Source organism: Marinobacter sp. 1-3A, from assembly GCF_016597775.1.
Taxonomy (GTDB): domain Bacteria; phylum Pseudomonadota; class Gammaproteobacteria; order Pseudomonadales; family Oleiphilaceae; genus Marinobacter; species Marinobacter xiaoshiensis.
On sequence record NZ_VCGZ01000003.1, the window covers coordinates 317358 to 340694 of the forward strand.

General features: G+C 54.5%; 24 protein-coding genes and 2 tRNA genes. 13 read left to right on the forward strand and 13 right to left on the reverse strand.

What is annotated here, in order from left to right; translation table 11 throughout:
- Positions 1-416 precede the first annotated feature (416 nt).
- On the forward strand, positions 417-1871 hold the full coding sequence (locus FE848_RS06585) for an MFS transporter (RefSeq protein ID WP_200201992.1): 1455 nt from the start codon (positions 417-419) through the stop codon (positions 1869-1871).
- A gap of 62 nt (positions 1872-1933) precedes the next feature.
- Positions 1934-3409 (forward strand): AMP nucleosidase, encoded by a 1476-nt coding sequence (gene amn, locus FE848_RS06590; RefSeq protein ID WP_200201993.1) that lies wholly within the window; start codon positions 1934-1936, stop codon positions 3407-3409.
- 13 nt (positions 3410-3422) lie between these two features.
- Here the strand turns inward: amn and FE848_RS06595 are convergent, their stop codons facing one another.
- From FE848_RS06595 to FE848_RS06620, 6 genes are read right to left on the reverse strand one after another with little or no spacing between them, the layout of a single operon-like run.
- Positions 3423-3848 carry a secondary thiamine-phosphate synthase enzyme YjbQ gene (locus FE848_RS06595; protein ID WP_200201994.1) on the reverse strand — a complete coding sequence of 142 codons (426 nt, stop codon included), beginning with the start codon at positions 3846-3848 and terminating at the stop codon, positions 3423-3425.
- 15 nt (positions 3849-3863) lie between these two features.
- Positions 3864-4928, reverse strand: coding sequence for a succinylglutamate desuccinylase/aspartoacylase family protein (locus FE848_RS06600; protein WP_200201995.1), 1065 nt, complete (start codon positions 4926-4928; stop codon positions 3864-3866).
- 3 nt (positions 4929-4931) lie between these two features.
- Positions 4932-5837: a 30S ribosomal protein S6--L-glutamate ligase gene (gene rimK / locus FE848_RS06605; protein ID WP_200201996.1), complete on the reverse strand. Its 906-nt coding sequence runs from the start codon at positions 5835-5837 to the stop codon at positions 4932-4934.
- Entirely contained in the window at positions 5834-6331 is a 498-nt protein-coding gene (locus tag FE848_RS06610; protein WP_200201997.1) for an ATP-dependent zinc protease, read from the reverse strand. The genes rimK and FE848_RS06610 overlap by 4 nt, the downstream gene beginning before the upstream one ends.
- On the reverse strand, positions 6312-7172 hold the full coding sequence (locus tag FE848_RS06615) for a mechanosensitive ion channel family protein (protein ID WP_200202116.1): 861 nt from the start codon (positions 7170-7172) through the stop codon (positions 6312-6314). Before FE848_RS06615 ends, FE848_RS06610 begins: the two co-directional genes overlap by 20 nt.
- A 51-nt stretch (positions 7173-7223) precedes the next feature.
- Complete coding sequence (locus tag FE848_RS06620; RefSeq protein WP_200201998.1) at positions 7224-8033, reverse strand: hypothetical protein; 810 nt, start codon at positions 8031-8033, stop codon at positions 7224-7226.
- A 156-nt stretch (positions 8034-8189) separates the two neighbouring features.
- Here FE848_RS06620 and phrB point away from each other — a divergent pair, with 156 nt between their 5' ends.
- The gene (gene phrB / locus FE848_RS06625; RefSeq protein WP_200201999.1) at positions 8190-9608 is read left to right on the forward strand and encodes a deoxyribodipyrimidine photo-lyase; all 1419 of its coding nucleotides are present in this window, start codon (positions 8190-8192) and stop codon (positions 9606-9608) included.
- A gap of 151 nt (positions 9609-9759) precedes the next feature.
- Here phrB and FE848_RS06630 read toward each other — a convergent pair whose 3' ends face one another.
- Genes FE848_RS06630 through hemA form a run of 4 tightly spaced genes read right to left on the reverse strand, consistent with a single transcriptional unit; the run spans position 9760 to position 13729 of the window.
- On the reverse strand, positions 9760-10509 hold the full coding sequence (locus FE848_RS06630; RefSeq protein WP_200202000.1) for a molybdopterin-synthase adenylyltransferase MoeB: 750 nt from the start codon (positions 10507-10509) through the stop codon (positions 9760-9762).
- Positions 10499-11365, reverse strand: coding sequence for a peptide chain release factor N(5)-glutamine methyltransferase (gene prmC, locus FE848_RS06635; RefSeq protein WP_200202001.1), 867 nt, complete (start codon positions 11363-11365; stop codon positions 10499-10501). Before prmC ends, FE848_RS06630 begins: the two co-directional genes overlap by 11 nt.
- On the reverse strand, positions 11358-12443 hold the full coding sequence (gene prfA, locus FE848_RS06640; protein WP_200202002.1) for a peptide chain release factor 1: 1086 nt from the start codon (positions 12441-12443) through the stop codon (positions 11358-11360). Before prfA ends, prmC begins: the two co-directional genes overlap by 8 nt.
- On the reverse strand, positions 12440-13729 hold the full coding sequence (hemA, locus tag FE848_RS06645) for a glutamyl-tRNA reductase (protein WP_200202003.1): 1290 nt from the start codon (positions 13727-13729) through the stop codon (positions 12440-12442). Before hemA ends, prfA begins: the two co-directional genes overlap by 4 nt.
- A 246-nt stretch (positions 13730-13975) precedes the next feature.
- Here hemA and FE848_RS06650 point away from each other — a divergent pair, with 246 nt between their 5' ends.
- The 8 genes from FE848_RS06650 (at position 13976) to ychF (ending at position 20976) form a co-directional block, all read left to right on the forward strand.
- Positions 13976-15730, forward strand: coding sequence for a tetratricopeptide repeat protein (locus FE848_RS06650; RefSeq protein ID WP_200202004.1), 1755 nt, complete (start codon positions 13976-13978; stop codon positions 15728-15730).
- The gene (gene lolB / locus FE848_RS06655; protein WP_200202005.1) at positions 15730-16365 is read left to right on the forward strand and encodes a lipoprotein insertase outer membrane protein LolB; all 636 of its coding nucleotides are present in this window, start codon (positions 15730-15732) and stop codon (positions 16363-16365) included. The genes FE848_RS06650 and lolB overlap by 1 nt, the downstream gene beginning before the upstream one ends.
- Positions 16362-17225, forward strand: coding sequence for a 4-(cytidine 5'-diphospho)-2-C-methyl-D-erythritol kinase (ispE, locus tag FE848_RS06660; RefSeq protein ID WP_200202006.1), 864 nt, complete (start codon positions 16362-16364; stop codon positions 17223-17225). The genes lolB and ispE overlap by 4 nt, the downstream gene beginning before the upstream one ends.
- Positions 17226-17244: 19 nt before the next feature.
- Positions 17245-17319 (forward strand) — tRNA-Gln (locus FE848_RS06665).
- 52 nt (positions 17320-17371) lie between these two features.
- Complete coding sequence (locus FE848_RS06670) at positions 17372-18322, forward strand: ribose-phosphate pyrophosphokinase (protein ID WP_200202007.1); 951 nt, start codon at positions 17372-17374, stop codon at positions 18320-18322.
- A 185-nt stretch (positions 18323-18507) separates the two neighbouring features.
- On the forward strand, positions 18508-19155 hold the full coding sequence (locus FE848_RS06675) for a 50S ribosomal protein L25/general stress protein Ctc (RefSeq protein WP_200202117.1): 648 nt from the start codon (positions 18508-18510) through the stop codon (positions 19153-19155).
- Between the two features lie 21 nt (positions 19156-19176).
- On the forward strand, positions 19177-19770 hold the full coding sequence (gene pth, locus FE848_RS06680; protein ID WP_200202008.1) for an aminoacyl-tRNA hydrolase: 594 nt from the start codon (positions 19177-19179) through the stop codon (positions 19768-19770).
- A 114-nt stretch (positions 19771-19884) separates the two neighbouring features.
- Positions 19885-20976, forward strand: a complete 1092-nt coding sequence (gene ychF, locus FE848_RS06685; RefSeq protein WP_200202009.1) for a redox-regulated ATPase YchF — start codon at positions 19885-19887, stop codon at positions 20974-20976.
- On the opposite strand, the gene FE848_RS06690 is transcribed toward ychF, so the two are convergent.
- On the reverse strand, positions 20966-21730 hold the full coding sequence (locus tag FE848_RS06690; protein ID WP_200202010.1) for a pseudouridine synthase: 765 nt from the start codon (positions 21728-21730) through the stop codon (positions 20966-20968). The two genes, ychF and FE848_RS06690, sit on opposite strands and share 11 nt — an antisense overlap.
- 9 nt (positions 21731-21739) lie before the next feature.
- Positions 21740-22123, reverse strand: a complete 384-nt coding sequence (locus FE848_RS06695) for a nuclear transport factor 2 family protein (RefSeq protein WP_200202011.1) — start codon at positions 22121-22123, stop codon at positions 21740-21742.
- Positions 22124-22386: 263 nt separating this feature from the next.
- Here FE848_RS06695 and FE848_RS06700 point away from each other — a divergent pair.
- Positions 22387-22463 (forward strand) — tRNA-Met (locus FE848_RS06700).
- An 84-nt stretch (positions 22464-22547) separates the two neighbouring features.
- A complete protein-coding gene (locus FE848_RS06705; protein ID WP_200202012.1) occupies positions 22548-22982 on the forward strand; it encodes a PACE efflux transporter in 435 nt (144 codons plus the stop codon).
- Here the strand turns inward: FE848_RS06705 and FE848_RS06710 are convergent.
- Positions 22976-23308, reverse strand: a complete 333-nt coding sequence (locus FE848_RS06710) for a DMT family transporter (protein ID WP_200202013.1) — start codon at positions 23306-23308, stop codon at positions 22976-22978. The genes FE848_RS06705 and FE848_RS06710 overlap by 7 nt on opposite strands.
- Positions 23309-23337: the final 29 nt, after the last annotated feature.

Sequence of the window (23337 nt, forward strand, 5' to 3'; positions counted from 1 at the left end):
ACCAGCAGTTGTCCACAGCCAACGCAGAGCTCAGCAGGATTCATACAGAATCCAGATAGCTCGCAAGCCAGGGTGTTGGGAGAATTGCAGACAATGTCGTGAGTTTTATAAATGCGATCAAAACGGCTCAAACAACCACCTTCCCTGACAGTTCAAAAACAACCACATAAAAGCCTAGCTATCTATTCACCATTATCCAGTGATGCAGGTCAGTTTACGGTGAACCGACGTTTAGGCCAGAGGGGGGATCTGAATAACTTACCGAAATCAGCAATAATACGGCTCGTCTATTGGGGGGGTGTTGTAGTTTTTGATTGTCAGTCTATTTTTTACTCCATTGGGCAGCCGTCCGAGCGCCTGATGTGTATCAAGTCCATGGACACTCACTCGGTATTCGCAACTTTTATGGCCATTACATGACTGAACCGACCCCAGAGCAGAGTACCACCACCGATAGCATCAGCGACTCCGTCCGTTGGCGTGTTCTTTTGGTATTGCTCATGGCAATTTTCATGTCGCTGATGAGTGTCAGTGTGATTAACGTGGCCCTGGCCTCGATCCAGCAAGGGCTGGATGCCAGCCAGTCTGATATCCAGTGGGTGCTGTCCGGTTATGCACTCACCTTTGGCGTGGTGCTGGTAAGTGCGGGCCGCGCCGGGGATCTGATGGGGCGCGGCGGCTTTTTTATTCTTGGCGTTGCCATATTCACCCTCGCCTCGGTTGCCGCAGGTCTGGCACCGGATGCGGACTGGCTTAACGCGGCGCGTTTTGTTCAGGGTGTTGGTTCGGGGTTCCTGAACCCCCAGGGCATTGGCATGATCCAACAGTATTTCCGGGGCCCTGACCGCGCTCGCGCTTTTGGTTTTTTTGGCACCACAGTGGGTGTATCTGTTGCCATTGGCCCGGTTCTTGGTGGCATTCTGATTCACCTGGGTGGCCCGGAGATTGGCTGGCGCCTGACGTTCCTTATTAACGTTCCGGTAGGCTTGCTAACCATAGCGCTGGCGTTTTTGTGGTTTCCAAGGCCGTTGATACACAAGCCCAAGCTAATGGCACATAAAGGCCTGAGATCGCTGGACCCCATGGGCGCTTTGCGACTGGGTTTGGGTGTTTTGGCCGTGCTCTACCCCTTTGTTGAATCCCGCTCGAACGGGCTGATGTGGCTGCTGCTTCCCGCAGGGCTTCTGCTGTTTTACCTCTGGGTGCATTGGGAGCGCTGGTACACCCGGCGCGGATACAGCCCCATGGTGGATCTTAAAATCTTTGCCACCTCCAGCTACCGTAATGGCAGTGTCATAATGTTTCTGTATTTCTTGGGCATGACCAGTGTCTGGGTACTGATCCCCTTGTACGCACAGCAGGGTGTTGGCTTTTCAGCATTTGAAGCCGGCATGATCGGCATCCCCTCGGCACTGCTCTCTGCCTGGTCCTCCAACTGGGCCGGAAAGCGAGTCAACCACTACGGTCGCAAGGTTGTCATTGGCGGATTGATGTTTGCTGTTTTCGGATTGCTGTCCAGTATCGCGGTGGTGCTATTGCATCAGCATCTGGGCGTGAGTATCTGGTGGTTGCTGTTGTCGCTGGCCTTTTTTGGCCTTGGCCAGGGCTCGGTGATCAGCCCAAACCAAACGCTCACCCTTGCTGAGGTGCCGCTCGCCTATGCAGGCAGCTCCGGAGCCATCATGCAAACAGGGCAACGTATCGGCACCTCTGTAGGGATTGCGATCATTACAGCCATTGTGTTCGCCCTGCGCCCTTACAGCTCATGGCACAGGGCAGTGAGCCTTGGGTTGCTGACGATCACGTTGATCACTCTGCTAGCATTAGCCATGGCTTTTAAGGACTTACGCGACCGGCGCGCGCAGAACTAGCGGTTGGCCGCAACTGCCGCAGCAGGCACTCTAAAGACAGTCAAACAACTCTGAGGCATGTCGTGACACTATCCAGTGATGATGATTTTATTGTAGTGACCACCCCTGAAGCGGCAGTTGATCGCCTTGCCGCCCTGTACGAACAAGCCACAAGCGCACTGCGCTCGGCGCTGCAGCAGTACCTTGTTGACCGCCAGCTTCCGCAGGACTCCCACTGCGCCTTTCGTTATCCCGAACTGCGACTGACTTATCGAGCTCAAGGCGAGGCACCCAGCAGCATACGTGCTTACGCGCGGCTGCAAGAGCCCGGCGTTTACAGCATTACGGTGACTCAGCCAGAGGCCTTCAGGCGTTATCTGGAGAGCCAACTGAACCATATTATGAGGGACTTCACTGTTGTTCTGGAGGTGGGTTGGAGCCAGGTCAACATTCCCTACCCTTATGTTGTTGAGCAAGGCGACGAGCTGGGCTCTTCGGGCATCACTGCCCGCGAACTTTCCCAGGTATTTCCGAGTACCGATTTGTCCGCCACCAGCGATGGCACCGCCGACGGCCTGCACGACTGGCAAGCGCTTGAGCAATTGCCGTTATCCCTGTTTGATGCCGCGCGAACGGATTTTTCATTACGCCGGCTTGTGCATTACACGGGCAGCGACTGGAAGCATGTGCAGCCATGGATATTGCTGACCAACTACCATCGTTATGTTGACCAGTTTATTCGCCATGGGCTGGATATGCTGCAGGGCAACTCACGCTTTCAGAGCATGGTATTGCCCGGAAATGTGGTGATTAAACGGGGTATGCCCGCAGATGAAATGCAGGCGCTTGTGGACTCAGTGGTCTGGCACAGGTTCCAGATGCCAGCCTACCATCTGAAGGCGGCCGAGCCCGGCCAGGGTATTACCTTGGTAAACATTGGCGTGGGGCCTTCCAACGCCAAAAACATTACCGATCACCTCGCTGTAACGCGCCCGCACTGCTGGCTGATGATTGGCCATTGCGGTGGACTGCGGCAGTCGCAGGTCATTGGTGACTATGTGCTGGCCCATGCCTATATGCGCCGCGACGGTATTCTTGACCGGGTACTGCCTCCGAATATTCCTCTACCTGCGTTAGCCGAAGTGCAGCAAGTGTTGCAGCAGGCCGCGGCAGAGATAACCGGAGACGAAGGTGACACCCTCCGGCGCCGACTGCGTACCGGTACGGTATTAACCTACGATGACCGAAACTGGGAACTGCGCTGGGCCCAGGAGCGCTCACAGATCAACCTGGCCCGCGCTATCGCGGTCGACATGGAGAGCGGCACCATCGCTGCGCAGGGTTATCGGTTCCGCGTACCTTACGGCACCTTGCTATGTGTCAGTGACAAGCCACTGCACAGCGAGATCAAGTTACCCGGGGCAGCCGGAGCTTTCTACGAGAGTGCGGTTACCCAACATTTGCATATCGGCATCCGCGCTCTGGAACTGATGCGCAGTGAGCGTTACACACTGCACTCGCGCAAGCTGCGTAGCTTTGACGAGCCACCGTTCCGGTAAATACGAGTCGCGGCTACCAGCGCCCCTGCAGCGTAGCCACAATCCGACGGCCATCGGCTTTATCTCTGTGCTCACAGAGATACAGCCCCTGCCAGGTTCCCAGCGCCAGACGCCCATGGTTAACCGGTAAGGTGAGTGATGGGCCAATAAGAACGTTCTTTATATGAGCCGGCATGTCGTCCGGCCCTTCCAGCACGTGTTCATAGTGAGGCGCCCGCTCGGGCACCATCACGTTGAAGTGGCGCTCCAGATCTCCGCGCACGTCCGGGTCAGCGTTTTCGCTTACCGCCAGCGAAGCCGATGTGTGCTGGATAAACAGGTGCAGCAGCCCCACTTCGCAGTTGGTCATGTCCGGTGCCTGCGCGAGGATTTCATTAGTTACCAGATGAAACCCTCTGGGCAAAGGCGCCAGGTCAACGAATGTCTGATGCCAGATCATGGCAGCTCCTTCGGTTTATTTCTGCAGTTCATCCCATGGGTGCATGGGCACAACTGCTTCACTCACTTCCGTCTCAAATGAGCTGCGGAAGTAATCCATAGCCTTCTCTGCTTCGTTAAGCTCGTCAAATCGGGCTATGTGATAAATGGCTTCACCTTCGTTAACCAACGGCAAATTGTTTACACAAATAACAATGCCTGAGCAAGGTGACACAATCGCCGTTTCGGATTCGCCAAAGGGATCCGCCACCATGGCCAGCTTCTGGCCTTTGCGCACTTTCTGGCCAAGCTTTGCCACCGGCCGCATGATGCCATCAATCTCTGCCCTCACCCATTGGGAGCTAGCCGCAATTTCCGAGCGTTTTTTCAATGTTGCGCGCCCCTTCCGTGGCGGAACCATTTCGAGTTCGCGCATCACTCGCATCACACCTTTTACACCACTACCGATAACCACATCGTCAAAGCGCAAGGCTTCGCCGCCTTCATAGGTAATAACGGGGATATCCAGCGAGTCAGCATAAGCACGCAAACTGCCTTCCCGGAGGCCTGCATCAATAATCACCGGTGCCGCAAATGCTTCCGCCATGCGTGCAGTTTCGGGGTTCTTCAGTTCAGCCCGCACCTGCGGCAGGTTGAAGCGGTGGATAGCGCCCGTGTGTAAATCGATAATATGTGTCACGTGCTCCATTATTTGTGTGCGCAGAAGGTAAGCAATACGACCGCCAAGGGAGCCTCTTTCGCTACCTGGAAAGCAGCGGTTCAGGTCGCGCCTGTCAGGCAGGTAACGGGTACGGTGCACAAATCCAAAGATGTTCACGATGGGCACGGCGATCAAGGTTCCGCGCAAATTGCGAAGCGCCGAATTGGTGAGCACACGGCGCACAATTTCCACACCAGCGATCTCATCACCATGTATGGCGCCACACACCATGAGTACCGGGCCATCGCGGCGCCCATGTACAATTTCCACGGGTATATGCAAAGGCGTGTGGGTATAAAGCTTCGCAATTGGAATTTCCACTTGTTGCCGGGTACCAGGCTTTACCTGCACTCCAGCCATCTCAAAGGGCGCTCGCGCCATCGATTATCCTCTGCCTTTGGTTTTGGTGCGCCAGGGCGCTTGGTTTTTTTCAATCCAGTTCAGAATCATGCCCGCTACGTTTTTGCCGGTAGCGTTTTCTATGCCTTCCAATCCCGGTGAGGAGTTAACTTCCATCACCAGCGGCCCACGGCTTGAACGCAGCAAATCCACACCCGCCACGTTCAGGCCCATGGCTTTTGCGGCGGTAATGGCCGTTTTGCGCTCCTCCGGCGTGATACGAACCAAAGAGGCACTGCCCCCACGATGCAAATTGGAGCGGAACTCACCCTCGGCACCCTGGCGCTTCATAGCGGCAATAACCTTGTCGCCAATCACGAAGCAGCGAATATCTGCACCGCCAGCTTCCTTGATAAACTCTTGCACAAGGATGTCGGCCTTGAGGCCCATGAAGGCTTCAATCACACTTTCCGCCGCGGTGCGGGTTTCCGCCAGCACAACACCAATACCCTGAGTGCCCTGCAAAAGTTTGATCACCACGGGCGCACCACCCACCATTTTCAGCAGTTCGGGCACGTTGTCCGGCTTGTTGGCAAAACCGGTTATGGGCATACCCACGCCTTTACGGGCCAGCAGCTGAAGAGAGCGCAACTTGTCTCGCGAACGAGTGATGGCAACCGACTCGTTCACCGGGAAGGTTCCCATCATTTCAAACTGGCGCAGAACCGCTGTGCCATAGAAGGTAACGGATGCCCCGATTCGGGGAATAATCACGTCGAAATTTTCCAGCACTTCTTCGTGATAGTGAATTTTCGGGTTGGCAGATGTGATGTTCATGGAACAGTGCAGGCAATCAATCACCTTCACTTCATGGCCACGGTTAACGCCTTCTTCCACCAGACGACGGGTTGAATACAAATGCCGGTTACGGGACAGAACTGCAATTTTCATTTTTCAGGCCTTAAAGCCGGTTCCCCGGCGAGATAGGAAGCTTCAGGATATATCATGGATCGGCCCTCCATCGCGGTGCGTCCAATCAGCATACGAAACCGCATGGTATCCCGGTTCGTGAGCGTCATTTCAACGGGCCAGCTTTGGCCACCAATCACCAATGTAGTTTCAATCACCAGTCGCAGCTCTTTATGGCCGCCGGAATCCGTTACTTCACGCTCATCAAGCACACGAGCGTCGCATTCCACAACCTGGTGCATATCGTTCTGAACCGGGTGCACCCAAAACCGCACTCGACGCTCGCCATCCTGTGTGTAGGGCTCCGTCCGAAAAGTATGGAGGCACGAGGTGCGCGCACCCGTATCCACTTTTGCCTTGATGCGGTTAATATCCAGATCAGGTAGCGCCACCCACTCCCGCCACCCCAGGCTGATTTTATTTTCAGCAGGTATCGGCTCCACGGTTTTGAGGGCTTCAACTGTCTTTTTGGACATCCAATTGTTCCTTTTCAGTGACTTTTTCCGGCGCCATTAATTGCACCCGGAACGGCTCGGAGTGGCTGCCAGCATAGATGCTGGTATGAGGGAAGGGTATCTCTATACCCGCCTTATCCAGCGTTTTCTTTATAGCAACGAGCATACCGCTTTTACCTTCAAGCACCTTGTCTTTGGGTACCCAGAAAGAAAACTGCAAATCTATCGAGGACGGGCCAAATGCGGTAACCAGCACCAGGGCTTTGGGCTCCTCCAGACAAACAGGATTCTTTTCTGCCAGCTCCAGAAGTAGCTTTTCTACCTTCTCAGCATCTTCAGCATAGGCAATACCCACCTGAAGGTCGATTCTGCGAATAGGGAAACGTGAGCGGTTAACAACAGGTGTCTTGATCAAGGTTTCATTGGGAATACGCACATAAAGGTTATCCCGGGTGCGCAGTTTTACACTCAGCATATCGATTCCCACCACTTCACCCATGGTTTTTTCCACCTCAATGAAATCGCCAATTTCAAAGGGCTTTTCAACAAGCAGGAACAAACCGCTGATCATGTTTGAGGCAGACGTTTGCGATGCAAAACCAATGGCCACAGTCAGAATACCGGCCGCGCCCAATACCACATCCAGCGAGAACCCAGCCTCCCTGAGCGCCGCAACGCCAAACAATAAAAAGATAACGTAGAACACCAGCCGCCGAACCATAACGGTGTGGTGCCGGGAAGTGCGCTTGGCCATCACCTTTGACACACTGCGCGCTGCCAACGATGCGAGAACAATACCCAGCAACATCAAAAAGCCAGCGCTGATCCACTGCCCCCAAGCTATATCGGTAAACACACTCATTGCCCCTGTTTTCAGCTCTTCAGTCACAGCTGTTACCCCGTTGAATGCGCATCAGCCAAACACCCGATCAATAGCTCGTACCAGCCGCCCTTTGGCTGGTTTCTCCCGGGCTGGAGCCACTTTCACGCACGGCCCGGCCGCCACGAGCAAAGCTTCATCCACATGCAGACTTGCAGAGTTCATATCCGTTGCCACTTCCACTACCACACCGGGTGTCCATAACTGGCCTCGCTCATTCAGATGCAATGACAGCAATGGCGTAGGCAAGCTGAAGCGCTCCAATACCAAAGGCTCTGTTCTGCGGTTAATGATGGTAACCGGAGTAGTTGCTCGCCACGGCCGTTTCGGCAAGGCATCCAACACCAACCGACCAAAACTTGACGACGAATAGCACAGTTCACCTTCCATCGTATTCCTGCCCACCCAGGTAAATGAGGGTGCCGCCAGCGGTACTTCAGTAAGGAGAGTCTGGCTCGCGCCGGCGCATATTTTCATCCAGACAACGGTTCCCACGTAAATAGTACAGCGTGCGCCGCCAGGGATGGTTAGCGGATGATAGGGGCGAATGACGGTTGGAAGGTTAGCCACCGCAGGTATAAAAGTGACCACTGACGAATCTCCTTGCCTGATAAATCGCTGCAGAGATACGCTTGTTTGCGGCAGTTGGTGGCCTATGGATTCTGTCCAGCCCACCGGGTCAGTCTCGGGCGCCCGGGTTTCAGACCGTACTTGCCACTCCTGATCCAGAAGTGTGACCCACAGCCGAACGTGCCCAAGCTTGTGATGCTGGGTTTGGCCAGAGGCCAGCTCATAAGGCTGAGCCCATACGCCGTCGCGCCGGCTGTCAGTTTGTGTGCTCATGAACGCTACAATTCTCCCACAAATACGACCACGAAAGTTGTGACGACTATAATCCAATCAGGGGCCTCGGGCGAATATCTAACTAAGTGATTTTATTGCCTCAGTGCGATGTAATTACCCCTACTCTAAATGCTGGAACCCGAAACGGAATAACCCATGACACAACTGGTATGGTTCAGGAACGACCTGCGAATTGCCGACAACCCAGCCCTTACCGCTGCCTGCAAAGACTCTGGCAAAACGGAAGGCCATTCAAACGTTCGCGCCTGCTTCATCCTCACACCGGTTCAATGGCAGGAACACGACTGGTCGCCTGCACGGGTACAGTTTGTTGTTGCACATGCAAACGCACTGGCTGAGGAGCTGGCAAGACTTGGCATACCTCTTGATTTTATTTACGCGGAGCGTTTCTCTGACAGCATTACTGCGCTAGTAGATCACTGCCGTGAACAGGGCGTGCGCCAACTCCACTTCAATGAAGAGTATGGCATCAATGAGCGCAAGCGCGATAAAGCTGTGAAGCAACGCTTTGATGAGCAGGGCATAGCCACCTGCAAGTATCGAGACCAGACCGTCGCGCCAGTAGGCGAAATATTGACCGGCCAGGGTGAACCCTACTCTGTATTCACCCCCTTCTCCCGCCGCTGGCGCACCTGGATTGATGAAACCCAACCGACACTGTACTCGGCCCCCAAGGCACGGGGCGACGCCATACAGCCTGAGCGTATCGCAAGCATTCCCGAGGGCTTTGAAGATGCCCCGCCAGCCTTGGTAGAAACCGGCGAAGACGCCGCGCACTCTCAACTGGAGCGCTTCCTGAGTGAACAGGGCGGCGCGTATAAAGACCAACGAGACTTCCCTGCCCTTGATGGCACCAGCCAGCTCTCCCCTTATTTAGCTAACGGCGTACTATCTGGCCGCCAGTGCCTGATCGCCGCAAAACAGGCACAAGGCATGGGGGGCAATCAGGAAGGCTTCCTGACCTGGATAAACGAAATTGCCTGGCGGGATTTTTATATTCATACGCTGTACCACTGCCCCCGAGTGAGCATGCACCGCGCATTCAAACCAGAAACTGAAGCACTGGAATGGAACGACCCAGGTGAGCACTTCGAGGCATGGAAATCCGGCAACACCGGCATTCCTCTCGTTGATGCCGCCATGCGCCAGCTCAATCAAACCGGCTGGATGCACAACCGCCTGCGCATGGTGACCGCCATGTTCCTGACCAAAAACCTGTTTATCGACTGGCGGCTGGGAGAGGCCTATTTCATGTCAAAACTGGTGGATGGTTTCCTCGCCTCCAACAACGGCGGCTGGCAATGGAGCGCATCTACCGGCACCGATGCCGCGCCCTACTTCCGGGTGTTCAACCCGGTGACTCAGAGTGAGCGTTTTGATCCGAAGGGGGAGTTTATTCGCGAGTGGGTGTCTGAGCTGGCAAAGCTGGATAACAAACGCATCCACGATCCTTCAAAAGGTGGAGTAATACCGGGCGGATACCAAAGGCCAATTGTTGATCTGAAAGAGAGTAGAAAAGAGGCAATAGCGAAGTTTCAGGCGCTGAAAGACTAGACCAGAAAGCCATTGTAGAAGCGGGCGTGTGAACACTCTCCAAAACCGTGCGGAGCCATGGATGGCGGAGCCGAGCGTACAGGGAAGTATTAACAGCGTGTTTTGGAGAGTGTTCACACGCCCGCTTCGGTTAGGCAAGCAAGTTCAAGACTTACTCAGCCCCACAAACCGGACAATCAGGATCCCTTGCAAGCTTCATTTCTCGCCACTGCATTTCCCAAGCATCCAGAATCAGCAGCCTGCCCACAAGCGGTGTACCCACACCTGAAAGCACTTTAATGGCCTCCATCGCTTGAACAGAGCCAATCATGCCAACGAGCGGCGCAATTACACCGGCTTCAGAACAAGTCAGATCTTCATTACCCTGCTCAGGGTATAAACAGTGGTAACAAGGAGATTCGGGATTCCGGCTATCATATACGCTGACCTGGCCTTCTCCGCGAATCGCCGCCCCTGAGATCAATGGAACACCCGCCGCCACACAAGCACGGTTAAGAGCAAACCTCGTGGCAAAATTATCCGAGCAGTCCAAAGCCAGGTTGGCTCCGGCCACTTCTTGTGCAAAACCGTCCAGATCAAGACGACGATTCACCACAGAAATAGACACGGCCGGATTAATACCACGCACTCGAGCGGCCAGCGTCTCTGCTTTGGACTCGCCAATCTGTGCGGTTTCAAACGCTATCTGCCGCTGCAGGTTAGGCAACTCAATAACATCGTCATCTACCAGCGTTAAATGGCCAACACCTGCCGAGCCCAAATAAAGCGCAACCGGGCAACCAAGGCCGCCCGATCCAACGATCACAACGCGGGCAGACTTTAGTGCCTGCTGACCCGCAATATCAAAACGGGGCATCAATATTTGGCGACTGAAACGCAGGAGTTCTTCATCACTGAGCATGGTGTGCTCCATATCGGGGCCATTGCCCCAGTGTCATGCGGTCGTTGCCGCCATAGTCTTTCCGGCTCTCCACCTTAGCAAACCCACGGCTGGCGAGCAGCCCTTGAACAGCTTCAGCCTGATCATATCCGTGTTCCAGAAGCAGCCAACCCCCGGCATTCAGCCAGGCAGGCGCTTCCGCAACGATCAGGCGAATATCATCAAGGCCGTCCGCTCCGGATACCAGCGCAGAGGCAGGCTCAAAGCGAACATCGCCTTCATTCAGATGGTGGTCGCTGGAAGCAATGTAAGGAGGGTTCGAAACAATCAGGTCAAAAGCGCCGGCAGGCAATCCGGCAAACCACCGGCTCTGGAAAACTTCTATCGGCAACTTCAGGTCGCGGGCATTTGCCTGTGCCAATGCCACGGCCTCGCCCATCAGATCGCAGGCGCTGACCACCCACCCCGGCCGCTCACTGGCCAGCGCCAGAGCTATGGCACCAGTGCCGGTACCAAGATCAACCACTCGGGCATCATCCGGTAGGGGCAACTCCAGCGCTTGCTCAACCAGGCATTCGGTATCCGGACGTGGAATAAGAGTGCTCTGACTTACGCTTAGCGGGAGGGACCAGAACTCCTGGTGGCCCAACAGGTAGGCCACTGGCATTCCCTGCACACGCTGGCGCACAAGATCGTCGAATTCAGCTGCGAGGCGGGGCTCGATTTCACGCTCGGGAAAAGCACGAAAGCCAGAACGGCCAACACCCGTTACGTGATCAAGAAGCAACTCGGCATCAAGCCGGGGCGTATCTCCGGCGATGCGGCGCGCTGCATCGCTCAGCAACGCTTCGCAGGTTAGTGAAGGCTTACTAGTCATCGGAAAGCGAGGCCAGAAGCTCCGCCTGATGCTCTTGCTGTAGAGGCACAACCACGGAATCCAGATCCCCGGCAATCACATCATCAAGCTTGTATAGCGTGAGGTTGATGCGATGGTCAGTTACCCGGCCTTGGGGGAAGTTGTAGGTGCGTATACGCTCGGAACGATCCCCGCTGCCAACCAGGCTTTTGCGGGTTTCTGCCATGGATTGCTGGTGGCGCTCAGTTTCGACGTTCTGCAGCCTTGAGGCCAGCAGACTCATAGCCTTGGCACGGTTTTTATGCTGCGAACGCTCTTCCTGGCACTCCACCACTATGCCGCTGGGCAAGTGCGTAATCCGGATGGCCGAGTCGGTTTTGTTTACGTGCTGACCGCCAGCGCCCGAGGCACGGAAGGTGTCCACGCGCAGGTCGCCCTTGTTAATCTCAACGGCTTCAGCCTCATCGGCTTCCGGCATAACTGCAACGGTACAGGCAGAGGTATGAATACGGCCCTGGGATTCGGTTTCCGGCACCCGCTGAACCCGGTGCGCACCCGATTCAAACTTCAGTGCGCCGTAAACAGCGTCGCCGGCAACCCGGGCAATTATTTCCTTGTAACCGCCATGCTCACCTTCATTCTGGCTCAGCACTTCAATCTGCCAGCGGCGACCCTCAGCATAGCGGCTGTACATGCGAAACAGGTCACCGGCAAAAATGGCTGCTTCATCACCACCCGTTCCCGCGCGGATTTCCAGAAACACGTTTTTACCATCGTTTGGATCTTTTGGCAGCATCAGGCGCTGCAGCTCCTGATCCAGCTCTTCGGTTTTCTGCTCGGCAAGCTCAAGTTCTTCTGCGGCCATCTCCCGCATGTCGGCATCGCCGTCTTTCGCCAGTTCTTTTGCCTCATTTATGTCGTCCAGTGAGCGCCTCCACGCCTGAAAGCACTGCACTACAGGCTCAATCTCGGAATACTCCCGCGATAATTCCCGAAATTTGTCCTGTTTGGCGATGGTTGCAGGATCGCTGAGCAAAGCGCTCACCTCCTCGTAGCGTTCGACTAGCTGCTCGAGGCGGGACTGTATGGATGGTTTCATATTTTTTCCGAGGTGGTCGTCGCGTCTACTTCCAACACATCAAGCTGGTGCAGCTCTCTAAGCCATTCAGTCACCTCGGTTCGCCCTTCGGTGGTGGCCTTGCGAACCTGTATCGAAGGTTCGTGCAGGAGTTTGTTTGTAAGGCCTCGCGCCAGGCTGCGCAATGCTGTTTCGGGATCACCGCCATTACGCAGGGCGCGCAGGGCCTTTTCCGTTTCTATGTCTCGCAACAGTTCCGCACGCTGGCGGAACTGTTTCAGTGTGGAGACCGCATCCAGTGCCCGGAGTTGACTGAGAAACTCCTGCACACCGTCAGCAATAAGGTTTTCCGCTTCACGGGCAGCGCCCTCCCGGGTACGGATGTTCTCTTCGATTACCTGGCGCAGGTCATCAACGGTGTAGAGATACACATCCGCCAAAGATGCCACTTCCGGCTCGATATCCCTCGGTACGGCAATATCTACCATAAAGAATGGCCGGTGCTTGCGCTTTTTCAACGAACGCTCCACCGCACCCTTACCAAGAATCGGCAGAGGGCTGGCAGTGGATGAAATAATAATATCTACGTCTGCCAGGTAGTCAGGAATTTCAGAAAGCACAATGCCACGACCACCTCTGGTTTCTGCCAGCGCCTGAGCCCGTTCAAGAGTGCGGTTAGCCACAATAAAGTTTTTAACGCCCGCATCTGCAAGGTGTCGTGCAACCAGCTCGATGGTTTGACCCGCACCGATCAGCAATGCCTTGTTTTTAGACATGTCAGCAAAAATGCGATTCGCCATGCTCACTGCAGCATACGCAACTGAAACAGGGTTTTCGCCAATTGCCGTTTGTGTGCGAACACGCTTTGCTACGGTGAACGTTTGCTCAAACATGCGAGAAAGAAAAGAACCGCTACCGCCGTGTTCCCGGGCCAGCGCATAGGCATCCTTTAATTGGCCAAAAATCTGCGGTTCACCCAGAACCATGGAATCCAATCCGGCAGCAACTCGCATCATATGCCGCACGGCATCCGCGTCGCGGTGGATATACAGAACCTCTTCCAGCTCCGCAGCATCCAGATCGTGAAAGCCCGCCAGCCAGCGCAAAACCAGAGGCGCGCAGTCGTCGTCACCTGCCAGATATAACTCGGTGCGGTTGCAGGTAGAAAGAATGGCAGCCTCGCTGGCGCCTGATGCCGCCCGCAGCTCTGCAAACGCCTCTGACATACGCTCAGGCGTAAACGCGACTCGCTCCCTTAACTCAACGGGGGCGGTGCGGTGATTGATTCCCAGCGTTAGCAATGCCATTTCTTGGTTCTACAATCCTCTACCAATAAACTGTGTGCATGAGCACCACTGTGAATGCATTTTAGCGGTCTGAGCCTTCAGCTGCCACCCATAACCACTAACGCTTCGGGAAGTGCGGACAGGTTGGGCAAGAACAGGAGCTTATGCCATTATAGGGAATCGGCGCACACCGGTCCCGACTCAGCTCAAAAAAGAGAGTGTTCCGGGCTATTCAGGGCGCGTAGTCAATAACTCACAGGAAGTTGCATGTACAAATCCGCACCGCTTTTGGTTACCTGCCTGCTTGGCCTCTCACTGGCAGGTTGCGCCAGCATAACCGGTTCCGGCCACTCATCCGTTGCTGATGAAAAGACTCCCACGCAGGAAGATTCCAGAAAGGCCAGTAGCGAGCCGCCTCTAGAGTACGCAGACTTTGAGCCGGAAACACTGTATTTACTGCTTTCAGCTGAAATCGCAGCGCAGCGGGGTCGGTACGACGTTACTTTGGTCAACTACCTCCGGGCAGCCAAACAGTCCAGAGACACCAATGTGATTGAGCGTGCCATGCGCATTGCGCAGTCGCTCAATGGCGACAACGCGCAGAAGCAGCTCGCAGAACTCTGGCTCGAGATAGACCCAAACAATCTGCAAGCACTTCGAGTCTCTGCCATTCAGGCGGTTAAACGGAATGAGCTCGAATCCGCACTGGGTTACATGGAACAAATCCTGAACCAGGGCGAAGATGCAGACTTCGACAGCCTTGCAGCCATGGCTGGTAACCTGCCACCGGAGCAACAGCAAGAGCTGATTGCTCTCTACAATGAACTGGCAAACCGTCATCCCGGCACGCCTGAGCTGGAGTACAGCATCGCCCTGCTGCTGAAAATTGTCGGCAACCCGCAGGCAGCCCTTAGTCGCCTCGAACCCCTGCTAAAGGAAGAACCCAACTTTCTACCGGCCATCATCCTCAAGGGCGACCTTCTGTACCAGAGCGACAGAGAAACAGAAGCGCTTGAACACCTTATGGTTAACACTCGCCGCTTCCCGGCCAGCCGTCAAATGGGCACCTTGTATGGGCGCATGCTGATCAGTGAAGGGGAGCTGCAAGCCGCCCAGGACGAGTTCAACCGCCTGGTAACACGCTATCCGGACAACCCTGGCCTGCGCTTGTCGCACGCACTTGTCGCACTGGAGAACGGTCAACTGGAGCTGGCGCAAGAAGAGTTGAACCTGCTAGCCGATCAGGGGCACCACACCAGCGAAGCCAACTACTATCTGGGCAGAATAGAGGACGAAGCAGGGAATACGGAACAGGCTATCGGCTATTACCAAAGCGTGGATGAAGGCAACTACTACTTCCCAGCCATTGCGCGCGCCAGTGCCCTGTTAACCGCGGAGGGCAGGCTAAACGAAGCACTGGAAGACATCCGTTCCATGCGCAGCGCCAACCCGGCACAAGCTGAAAATTTCTGGCTACTTGAGGTCAACCTGCTGCTTGACCAAAAACTTCAAGAAGAAGCGATAGAGGCCGCCACCAGCGCACTTGAAGACTACCCGGAAAACCTCCAGATTCGCTACGCCCGAGCCATGCTTTTCGATGCCCTGAGCCAGCCCGAAAAGGCAGAAGGTGATCTCAAGCTGATTATTGAAAACGATCCCGAAAACGCAGTCGCGCTTAATGCGCTTGGCTACATTCTGGCCACCCGCACTGACCGCCTCAGCGAAGCCCGTGGCTATATTGAACAAGCCCTGGAACTGGACCCGGAAAACCCGGCCATTCTCGACAGCATGGGCTGGGTTCTGTTTCAGGAAGGCCAGATTGAGCCCGCACTCGAATATCTATCCCGCGCCTGGGAAGCATTTCCTGACCCGGAAGTTGCTGCCCACTACGGCGAAGCATTGTGGATGAGTGGTGCTGAAGAGCAGGCACAAATAATATGGAAAGAAGCGCTTGAGCAGGACATGCAGCACGATGTGCTGAGGGAAACCATCGATCGGCTGACCAACACTGGTGAGCAGTAATGCGTCAGGCATTTCGCTCATGGGTAGCCATACTGTTTATGGCGGGCCTAAGCGCCTGTAGCACCATCCAGCTGGAGCCACTACCGGAGGGGATGACAGACCAGCCTCCACCCGACTGGCAAGACCGCTCAGCGAAACTGGTGCAGTTTGATCACTGGCAACTATCAGGCAAACTGGCAGTGCGCCAGCCAACAGACAGTGGCACAGCTATCATTAACCACTGGATCCAGGAAGGCGAGGCATACGACCTGGCCCTGTCGTCCTCGTTCCTGGGAATGGGCAGCACACAGCTTAAGGGCGTTCCGGGTTTTATCGAGCTCACCCTCTCCAACGGAGAAACCTACCGCTCCGGAGATCCGGATTCGCTACTGGAGGCAGCCACGGGGTGGCAACTGCCACTTGAAAGCCTGGCTTGGTGGATACGCGGCCTGCCAGCGCCAGCAGGTGATTTCCGCCTACTGTTCGATGCCCGTGGTGAGTTGGCCATAATTCGCCAGGACGGCTGGGAAATACGCTACGATCGCTGGCACGAACTGCAAGACGACACACCCGCCCTACCCGCCAGAATCACAGCACTCAAAGACAGCAAACGCGTGCGGCTTGTTGTCAGCGACTGGCAGGACCTGAACCCGTGACCAGATCAATCACCCTTCCATCCCCAGCCAAACTGAACCTCTTTCTGCACATTGTCGGCCGGCGCGAGGATGGCTATCACGAGCTTGAAACACTGTTTCAATTCCTCGACTACGGCGACGACATTACCCTCCGCCTGACATCTGGGCAGCCAGGAATCCGCCTTGAGAATCCGATCCCCGGCGTTCCGGACGAAGACAACCTGATCATAAGGGCTGCCCGCGCCCTTGCAACAAAGGCGCCAGGCGAGCTACCAGGCGTTAGCATCAGCATTAACAAACGTCTGCCCATGGGCGGGGGCCTCGGCGGAGGGAGTTCTAACGCAGCTACCACTCTGTTGGGGTTAAACCGTCTCTGGGAACTGCAACTGGACCTCGATGAGCTTGCGGAAATCGGTCTTGCCCTCGGCGCAGACGTGCCCGTTTTCGTTCGCGGCCATGCCGCTTTCGGCGAAGGCGTCGGAGAAAAGCTAACTCCTGTTTTCCCGCCAGAAGACTGGTTTTTGGTTCTGAAGCCGGCCTGCGACATCAACACCGGAAAGATATTTTCAGAACAAGGGTTGACAAGGAACACCCCGAAGATGACAATAGCGCCCGCTTTTGAGGGAGACGCCTCGAGGTACCGAAATGACTGTGAAGATGTGGTTAAAAAACTATATCCTGAAGTCAAGCAGAGCATGGACTGGCTCACAAAATTCGGACCTGCAAGATTAACCGGAACCGGGGCTTGCATATTTGGACGTTTCCCTACAGAATCCGCAGCCCGGATCATCTGGGAAAGCAAACCTTCCGGCATCACCGGGTTCGTAGCTAAAGGGGTGAACATATCACCACTCCACCAAAAGCTGACAGAGCTAGAATGATGCCGAAAAAGCACGATACTGGGGTGTCGCCAAGTGGTAAGGCAACGGGTTTTGATCCCGTCATGCGCAGGTTCGAATCCTGCCACCCCAGCCACCTTTCTCCCGCTTCTTCTGACTCAACCTCCGAAAACGAGAAGGATGCCGTCGTGTCCAAATTGATGATTTTCACTGGCAATGCCAACCCCGAGCTTTCTCACGCTATCGCTAAAAAACTCCACATTCCGATGGGAGAAGCCACTGTAGGCTGCTTCAGCGATGGCGAAACTACCGTCGAGATCAACGAAAACGTTCGTGGTCACGACGTATTCATTATCCAGCCCACGTGCTACCCAACCAATGACAACCTGATGGAACTGATCATGATGGCCGACGCCCTGCGCCGCGCCTCTGCATCACGCATCACGGCAGTTATTCCTTATTACGGGTATGCTCGCCAGGATCGCCGGGTACGTTCCAGCCGCGTTGCCATCAGCGCCAAAGTTGTTGCAGACATGATCTCCAGCATCGGCGTCGATCGCGTATTGACGGTAGACCTGCACGCTGACCAGATTCAGGGCTTCTTCGATGTGCCGGTAGATAACATCTACGCCACACCCGTTCTGCTCGATGACATCGAAAAGCAACGGTTCGAGAATTTTGTTGTAGTATCACCAGACGTAGGTGGCGTTGTGCGTGCCCGGGCTATTGCCAAGCTACTGGATGATGCCGACCTGGCCATTATTGACAAGCGTCGCCCCAAGGCCAACGTTTCTCAGGTAATGCACATTATCGGTGATGTTGCAGACAAGACCTGCATCCTTGTGGACGACATTGTCGATACCGCAGGCACCCTGTGCAAAGCTGCAAACGCATTGAAAGAGCGCGGTGCAACCCGTGTGGTGGCTTATATTACCCATCCTGTTCTCTCTGGCCCCGCAATCGAAAACATCAACGCGTCAGTAATTGACGAAGTTGTTGTATGCGACACTATCCCGCTGGGTGACAAAGCGAAGAACTGTGCTAAAATCCGCCCCCTCAGCATGGCCGGACTGCTCGCAGAATCCATTCGTCGCGTAAGCAACGAAGAGTCGATCAGCGCGCTGTTTGAGAACGCCTGAGTAGATTGCTTGCGGTAACACGCTGATATAACGCAAGTTACCGACAGCCTTCATCAAGATACCGAGTCGGGAGCCCCACAAGGCTCCCGACTCTTTTAGTCAGCCGGAAAACCCGGCTTTTCGAAAATATCATCTGTCCAAACGCCTGGTCGCGGGCAGTTCAGATGACGATTGAGGTAAAAACCATGTCTCAGGACTTTGTTATTGAAGCATTTCCTCGTGACGACAAGGGGAAAGGTGCGAGCCGCCGCCTGCGTCGCGAAGAGCGTAAAATCCCAGCCATCATTTACGGTGCTGGCAAAGAAGCTACTCCGATTTCCATCTGGCACAACGAGCTGAAAAAAGCTCTGGAAAACGAAGCCTTCTTCTCTCACATTCTGACCATTGAACTGAATGGCAAGAAAGAAAGCGTCATCATCAAAGACCTTCAGCGGCACCCGTACAAGCTGCTGCTCTCTCACGCCGATTTCCAGCGCGTTGAGAAAGACCAGGAGATTTTTGTTCACGTTCCTCTGCACCTGTTGAACGAAGATACAGCTCCTGCGATCAAGACCTTTGGTGGCGTTGCCTTCCGTCTGATGACCGAAGTTGAGGTAGCTTGTCTGCCGCAAAACCTGCCTGAATTCATCGCCATCGATATGACCGATGTCGAGATGGACCAGGTTATTCACATGAGCGACCTGAAACTGCCAGAAGGCGTTCGTATCCCGGCGCTGCAGCACGGCGCAGAGCACGACCAGGCTGTTGTGTCTGTCAGCAAGCCGAAAGGCGTCAAGTCTGACGATGCCGAAGACGAAGCAGCAGAAGGCGAAGAAGGCGAAGATAAGGAGTAATTACTCCGGAGGCGTTGGCAGATGGCACAGGATATTGTCTTGGTGGTTGGGCTGGGTAACCCCGGTCCGGACTACGAGAATACCCGCCATAATGCCGGCGCCCTCTTCGTTGAAGCACTGGCCCGCGAAGCGGGTCAGTCGCTCCGCCCCGAAAAGAAATACCACGGGCACTATGCCCGCATTCAGTGGCAAGGCCTTGAGCTCCACCTGCTGAATCCCGCTACTTTCATGAATCGCAGCGGCCTTTCTGTAAAAGCACTCGCAGACTTTTTCAAAATCTCTCCCGGTCAGATACTGATTGCTCACGACGAGCTGGATCTCCCTCCCGGCACCGCCAAGCTTAAAAAAGGCGGAGGACACGGTGGCCACAACGGTTTGAGAGACACTATAGCCCATCTGGGCACCAACGAATTTCAAAGACTGCGAATTGGAATCGGCCACCCTGGCGATAGCCGCAAGGTTACCGGTTACGTTCTTGGCCGTTTAGGCAAGCGTGAAACGGAAGACCTGAACGAGGTGTTCAATGAAACCATGCGGGTGTTACCCGATGCAGTTTCTGGCAACCTCGCAGCCGCCATGAACCGCTTACACAGCTTCAAACCAACTACCGCCTGAGTCTGCCAGAGACCACTTCAGGCTAATCTACCAGCCCTGATTTCCCTCACTCGCACCCTTTGGCGTACACCGGTATAATCCGGCCAAACTTTCCAGTACCAGCAGAGGCATTCCATGGGTTTTAACTGCGGCATCGTCGGCCTACCTAACGTCGGCAAATCCACCCTGTTCAACGCACTGACCAAAGCAGGCATTGGCGCGGAAAACTTCCCGTTTTGCACCATTGAGCCTAACGCTGGCGTCGTCGCCATGCCCGACCCCCGGCTCGACAAATTGGCGGAGATCGTTAAGCCCCAGCGCACCGTACCCACAACCATGGAGTTTGTGGACATAGCCGGCCTGGTTGAGGGCGCCTCCAAAGGTGAAGGCCTGGGCAACCAGTTCCTTGCCAACATACGCCAGACCGAAGCCATTGCACACGTAGTACGTTGCTTTGACGACCCCAACGTCATTCACGTCGCCAACAAAATCGATCCGGCGGCTGACATCGAGATCATCAATACCGAGCTTGCCCTGGCCGACATGGACACCGTTGAAAAAGCCATCAAGCGTGTTCAGCGCATTGCTAAAGGCGGCGACAAAGAGGCCAAGGCTCAGATTGAAATCTTTGAACGCCTTCTGCCTGTGTTGAACGAAGGCAAGCCAGTGCGCGGCATGGGGCTGAACAAAGACGAACTCCTGCTGATCCGCGAACTGTGTCTTCTCACAATCAAGCCAACCATGTATATCGCCAACGTGAGCGAAGACGGCTTCGAGAACAACCCGTACCTCGATACAGTGCGTGCAATCGCGGCAGAAGAAAACGCCGTTGTAGTGCCGATCTGCAATAAAATTGAAGCAGAAATCTCAGAACTGGAAGATGACGAAAAGAGTATGTTCCTGGGTGAGATGGGAATGGAAGAGCCAGGTCTTGACCGAGTTATCCGTGCCGGCTACAGCCTGTTAGGCCTGCAGACCTACTTTACGGCAGGTGTGAAGGAAGTACGGGCCTGGACCGTTAGAATCGGCGCTACGGCCCCACAAGCCGCTGCAGTGATTCATACAGACTTTGAGCGAGGCTTTATCCGCGCCGAAATCATCGGCTATGAAGATTTCGTGAAATACAACGGCGAAGCCGGGGCAAAAGAAGCCGGAAAATGGCGCCTGGAGGGCAAGGAATACATTGTTCAGGACGGCGACGTCATTCACTTCCGCTTTAACGTTTAATCCTGGCCGGGCTGTCAAACTGGTGTTTGGCAGCCCTGACACCCAAACGGCTCAACTCTTCTTCCGTTAACGGCCTGCTACTCCCCTCAGCAAGCTGTTCCCCTTCACCTTCGAGGGTGATACTCCCCACAGAAACCCGGTGAAGCGCCAATACCTGATTCCGAAAATGACCAAACATCCGCTTAACCTGGTGGTACTTGCCTTCAACCAGCGTAAGCCTGGCCGTGTGCTCTGACAGTATTTTCAAACTTGCAGGTCGCGTTGTGATGCCTTCATAAGCGAAGTAAATACCTTCCCGAAACGCAGCCACATATTCTTCACTGAGTGGCTTGGAAAGCGTCACCTCATAGGTCTTTTCCAGTTTCGTTTCAGGCAAACTTATCTTTCGCGACCATGCCCCATCGTTGGTCAACAGCACCAACCCCGTCGTATTAAGGTCGAGACGCCCAACAATGTGCAACTCACTCTTCCGAGGGTGTTCAATAAGGTCCAGAACAGTCGAGTGCTCAAGGTCTTTCGTCGCGCTGACAACCCCTCTGGGCTTATTCAGCATCAGGTAAACGGGTTTGCTGTCGTTCAGGCATTGGCCATCCAGTACAACGTGGGTGAACTCAGTCACTCGCTGCTGCACTGAACTGGCCAAACAACCATCCAGAATTATTCGCTTTTGGGCAACCAACAGGCGGGTATCCGAAATCGAGAACTCGCTATTCCGGCTAATATAGCGATCCAACCGGTAAGTCTTCGACTTCACGACAATCCCTTATAAAGGGTTTGCTGAAGGCAGGTTACCGCCCAGCATATTCTCAACCACGGCCGCATTATAGAAAGCTTCAACCGTGTGGATTTTGTCACCTTCAACACGGAACCAGACCGCAAGCCGTACATCGCCAATCGGTTGGAAATGAGTTTGGTAGTCCAGGATTGCAAACACGTGTTCACCGTCAGCACTGAGTTGGCGAACAATCAAGTCCTTCTGGATGGCAGCCATTCCGAACTGGTAGGAAAGCATGTCATCACGATTAAGGAATCGCATGTTTGGCCCCACATATTCAAACCCCTCGGGAGCCAGCAAGCTCTTAGCCTCATCAAAACGCTGAGCCTGGATATAAGCAATAAACTGCGCCACTAGTTCTTTTGGTTGCATAGTTAGGTTCCACTTCTGAGATGAGGTCGTCCGACAATCACCTAATAATACACGTTATTTTGCATATTCACCTGAATCCCGGCCCACAGATAATATTCAGATGTGGTTTTGCACACATAAAACCCTCAGGCCATTGTTTTACAATGCCTAAAACCCAATCCCCTCCCACAAAAAAGCAGTTATTGATCGGGATTTGCCTGTTAGCTCTTGACACTTCGCCTCTGCATACATAACATACGCGCCGCTTCCATTGGTGAAGTGATGGCAAGGTAGCTCAGTTGGTTAGAGCACAGCACTCATAATGCTGGGGTCGGCGGTTCAACTCCGCCCCTTGCTACCAGTATTCGAAAAAGGCCGCGATTAACGTCGCGGCCTTTTTTTATTTCCGGGCAATATAAGCACCCAGCTTCTGTGGAGATTCATCATGAGAACCACTGGCGACAGAATCCGGCAAGCTGTTTCTTTTGAAGTCATCGGGCTGCTCATTTCCGTTCCCCTCGCAGCCTTTGCCTTCGGTTACTCCCTTGAAAAAACCGGCGTGCTCGGCCTTATCGGGGCAACGCTTGCCACCATATGGAACTACATCTTTAACCTGGGCTTTGACCACGCACTCAAGCGGTTTACTGGCTCAACACATAAATCCCTGAAGCATCGCCTCATTCATGCGGTTTGTTTTGAATCAGGCCTGTTGATCGCTTTCCTGCCAATTATCGCCTGGTGGATGGGTATAGGCCTGCTGGAAGCGCTTCTTGTTGACGTCTCTTTTGCACTGTTTTATCTGGTGTATGCCTTCGTTTTTACCTGGTGCTACGACACCATTTTCCCCGATACGGATGCAGAGACGCCTCCCGGTCAGTGAACTCCTGTCCGGGACAGAACATTCAACACAAACACACCAGAGATAATCAGCCCCATACCAACCAGTCCCCAGGCATCCAGCTTTTCTCCGAACACTATCCAGCCCACAGCCGCAATAAGCACGATGCCAAGCCCCGCCCAAATCGCGTAGGCGATACCGACCGGAATCGTGCGCAAAGCCAGCGAAAGCAGATAAAACGCCAACCCGTAGCCGAAAACAACGATTAAAGACGGCGCCAGCCGGGAAAACCCCTCACTCGCTCTAAGCGCAGAGGTGGCCACAACCTCCGCCACTATAGCCACCCCCAGCAGAACCCAACTATTCATCAGCCATACCCTTCACTCTCAATGGTTTA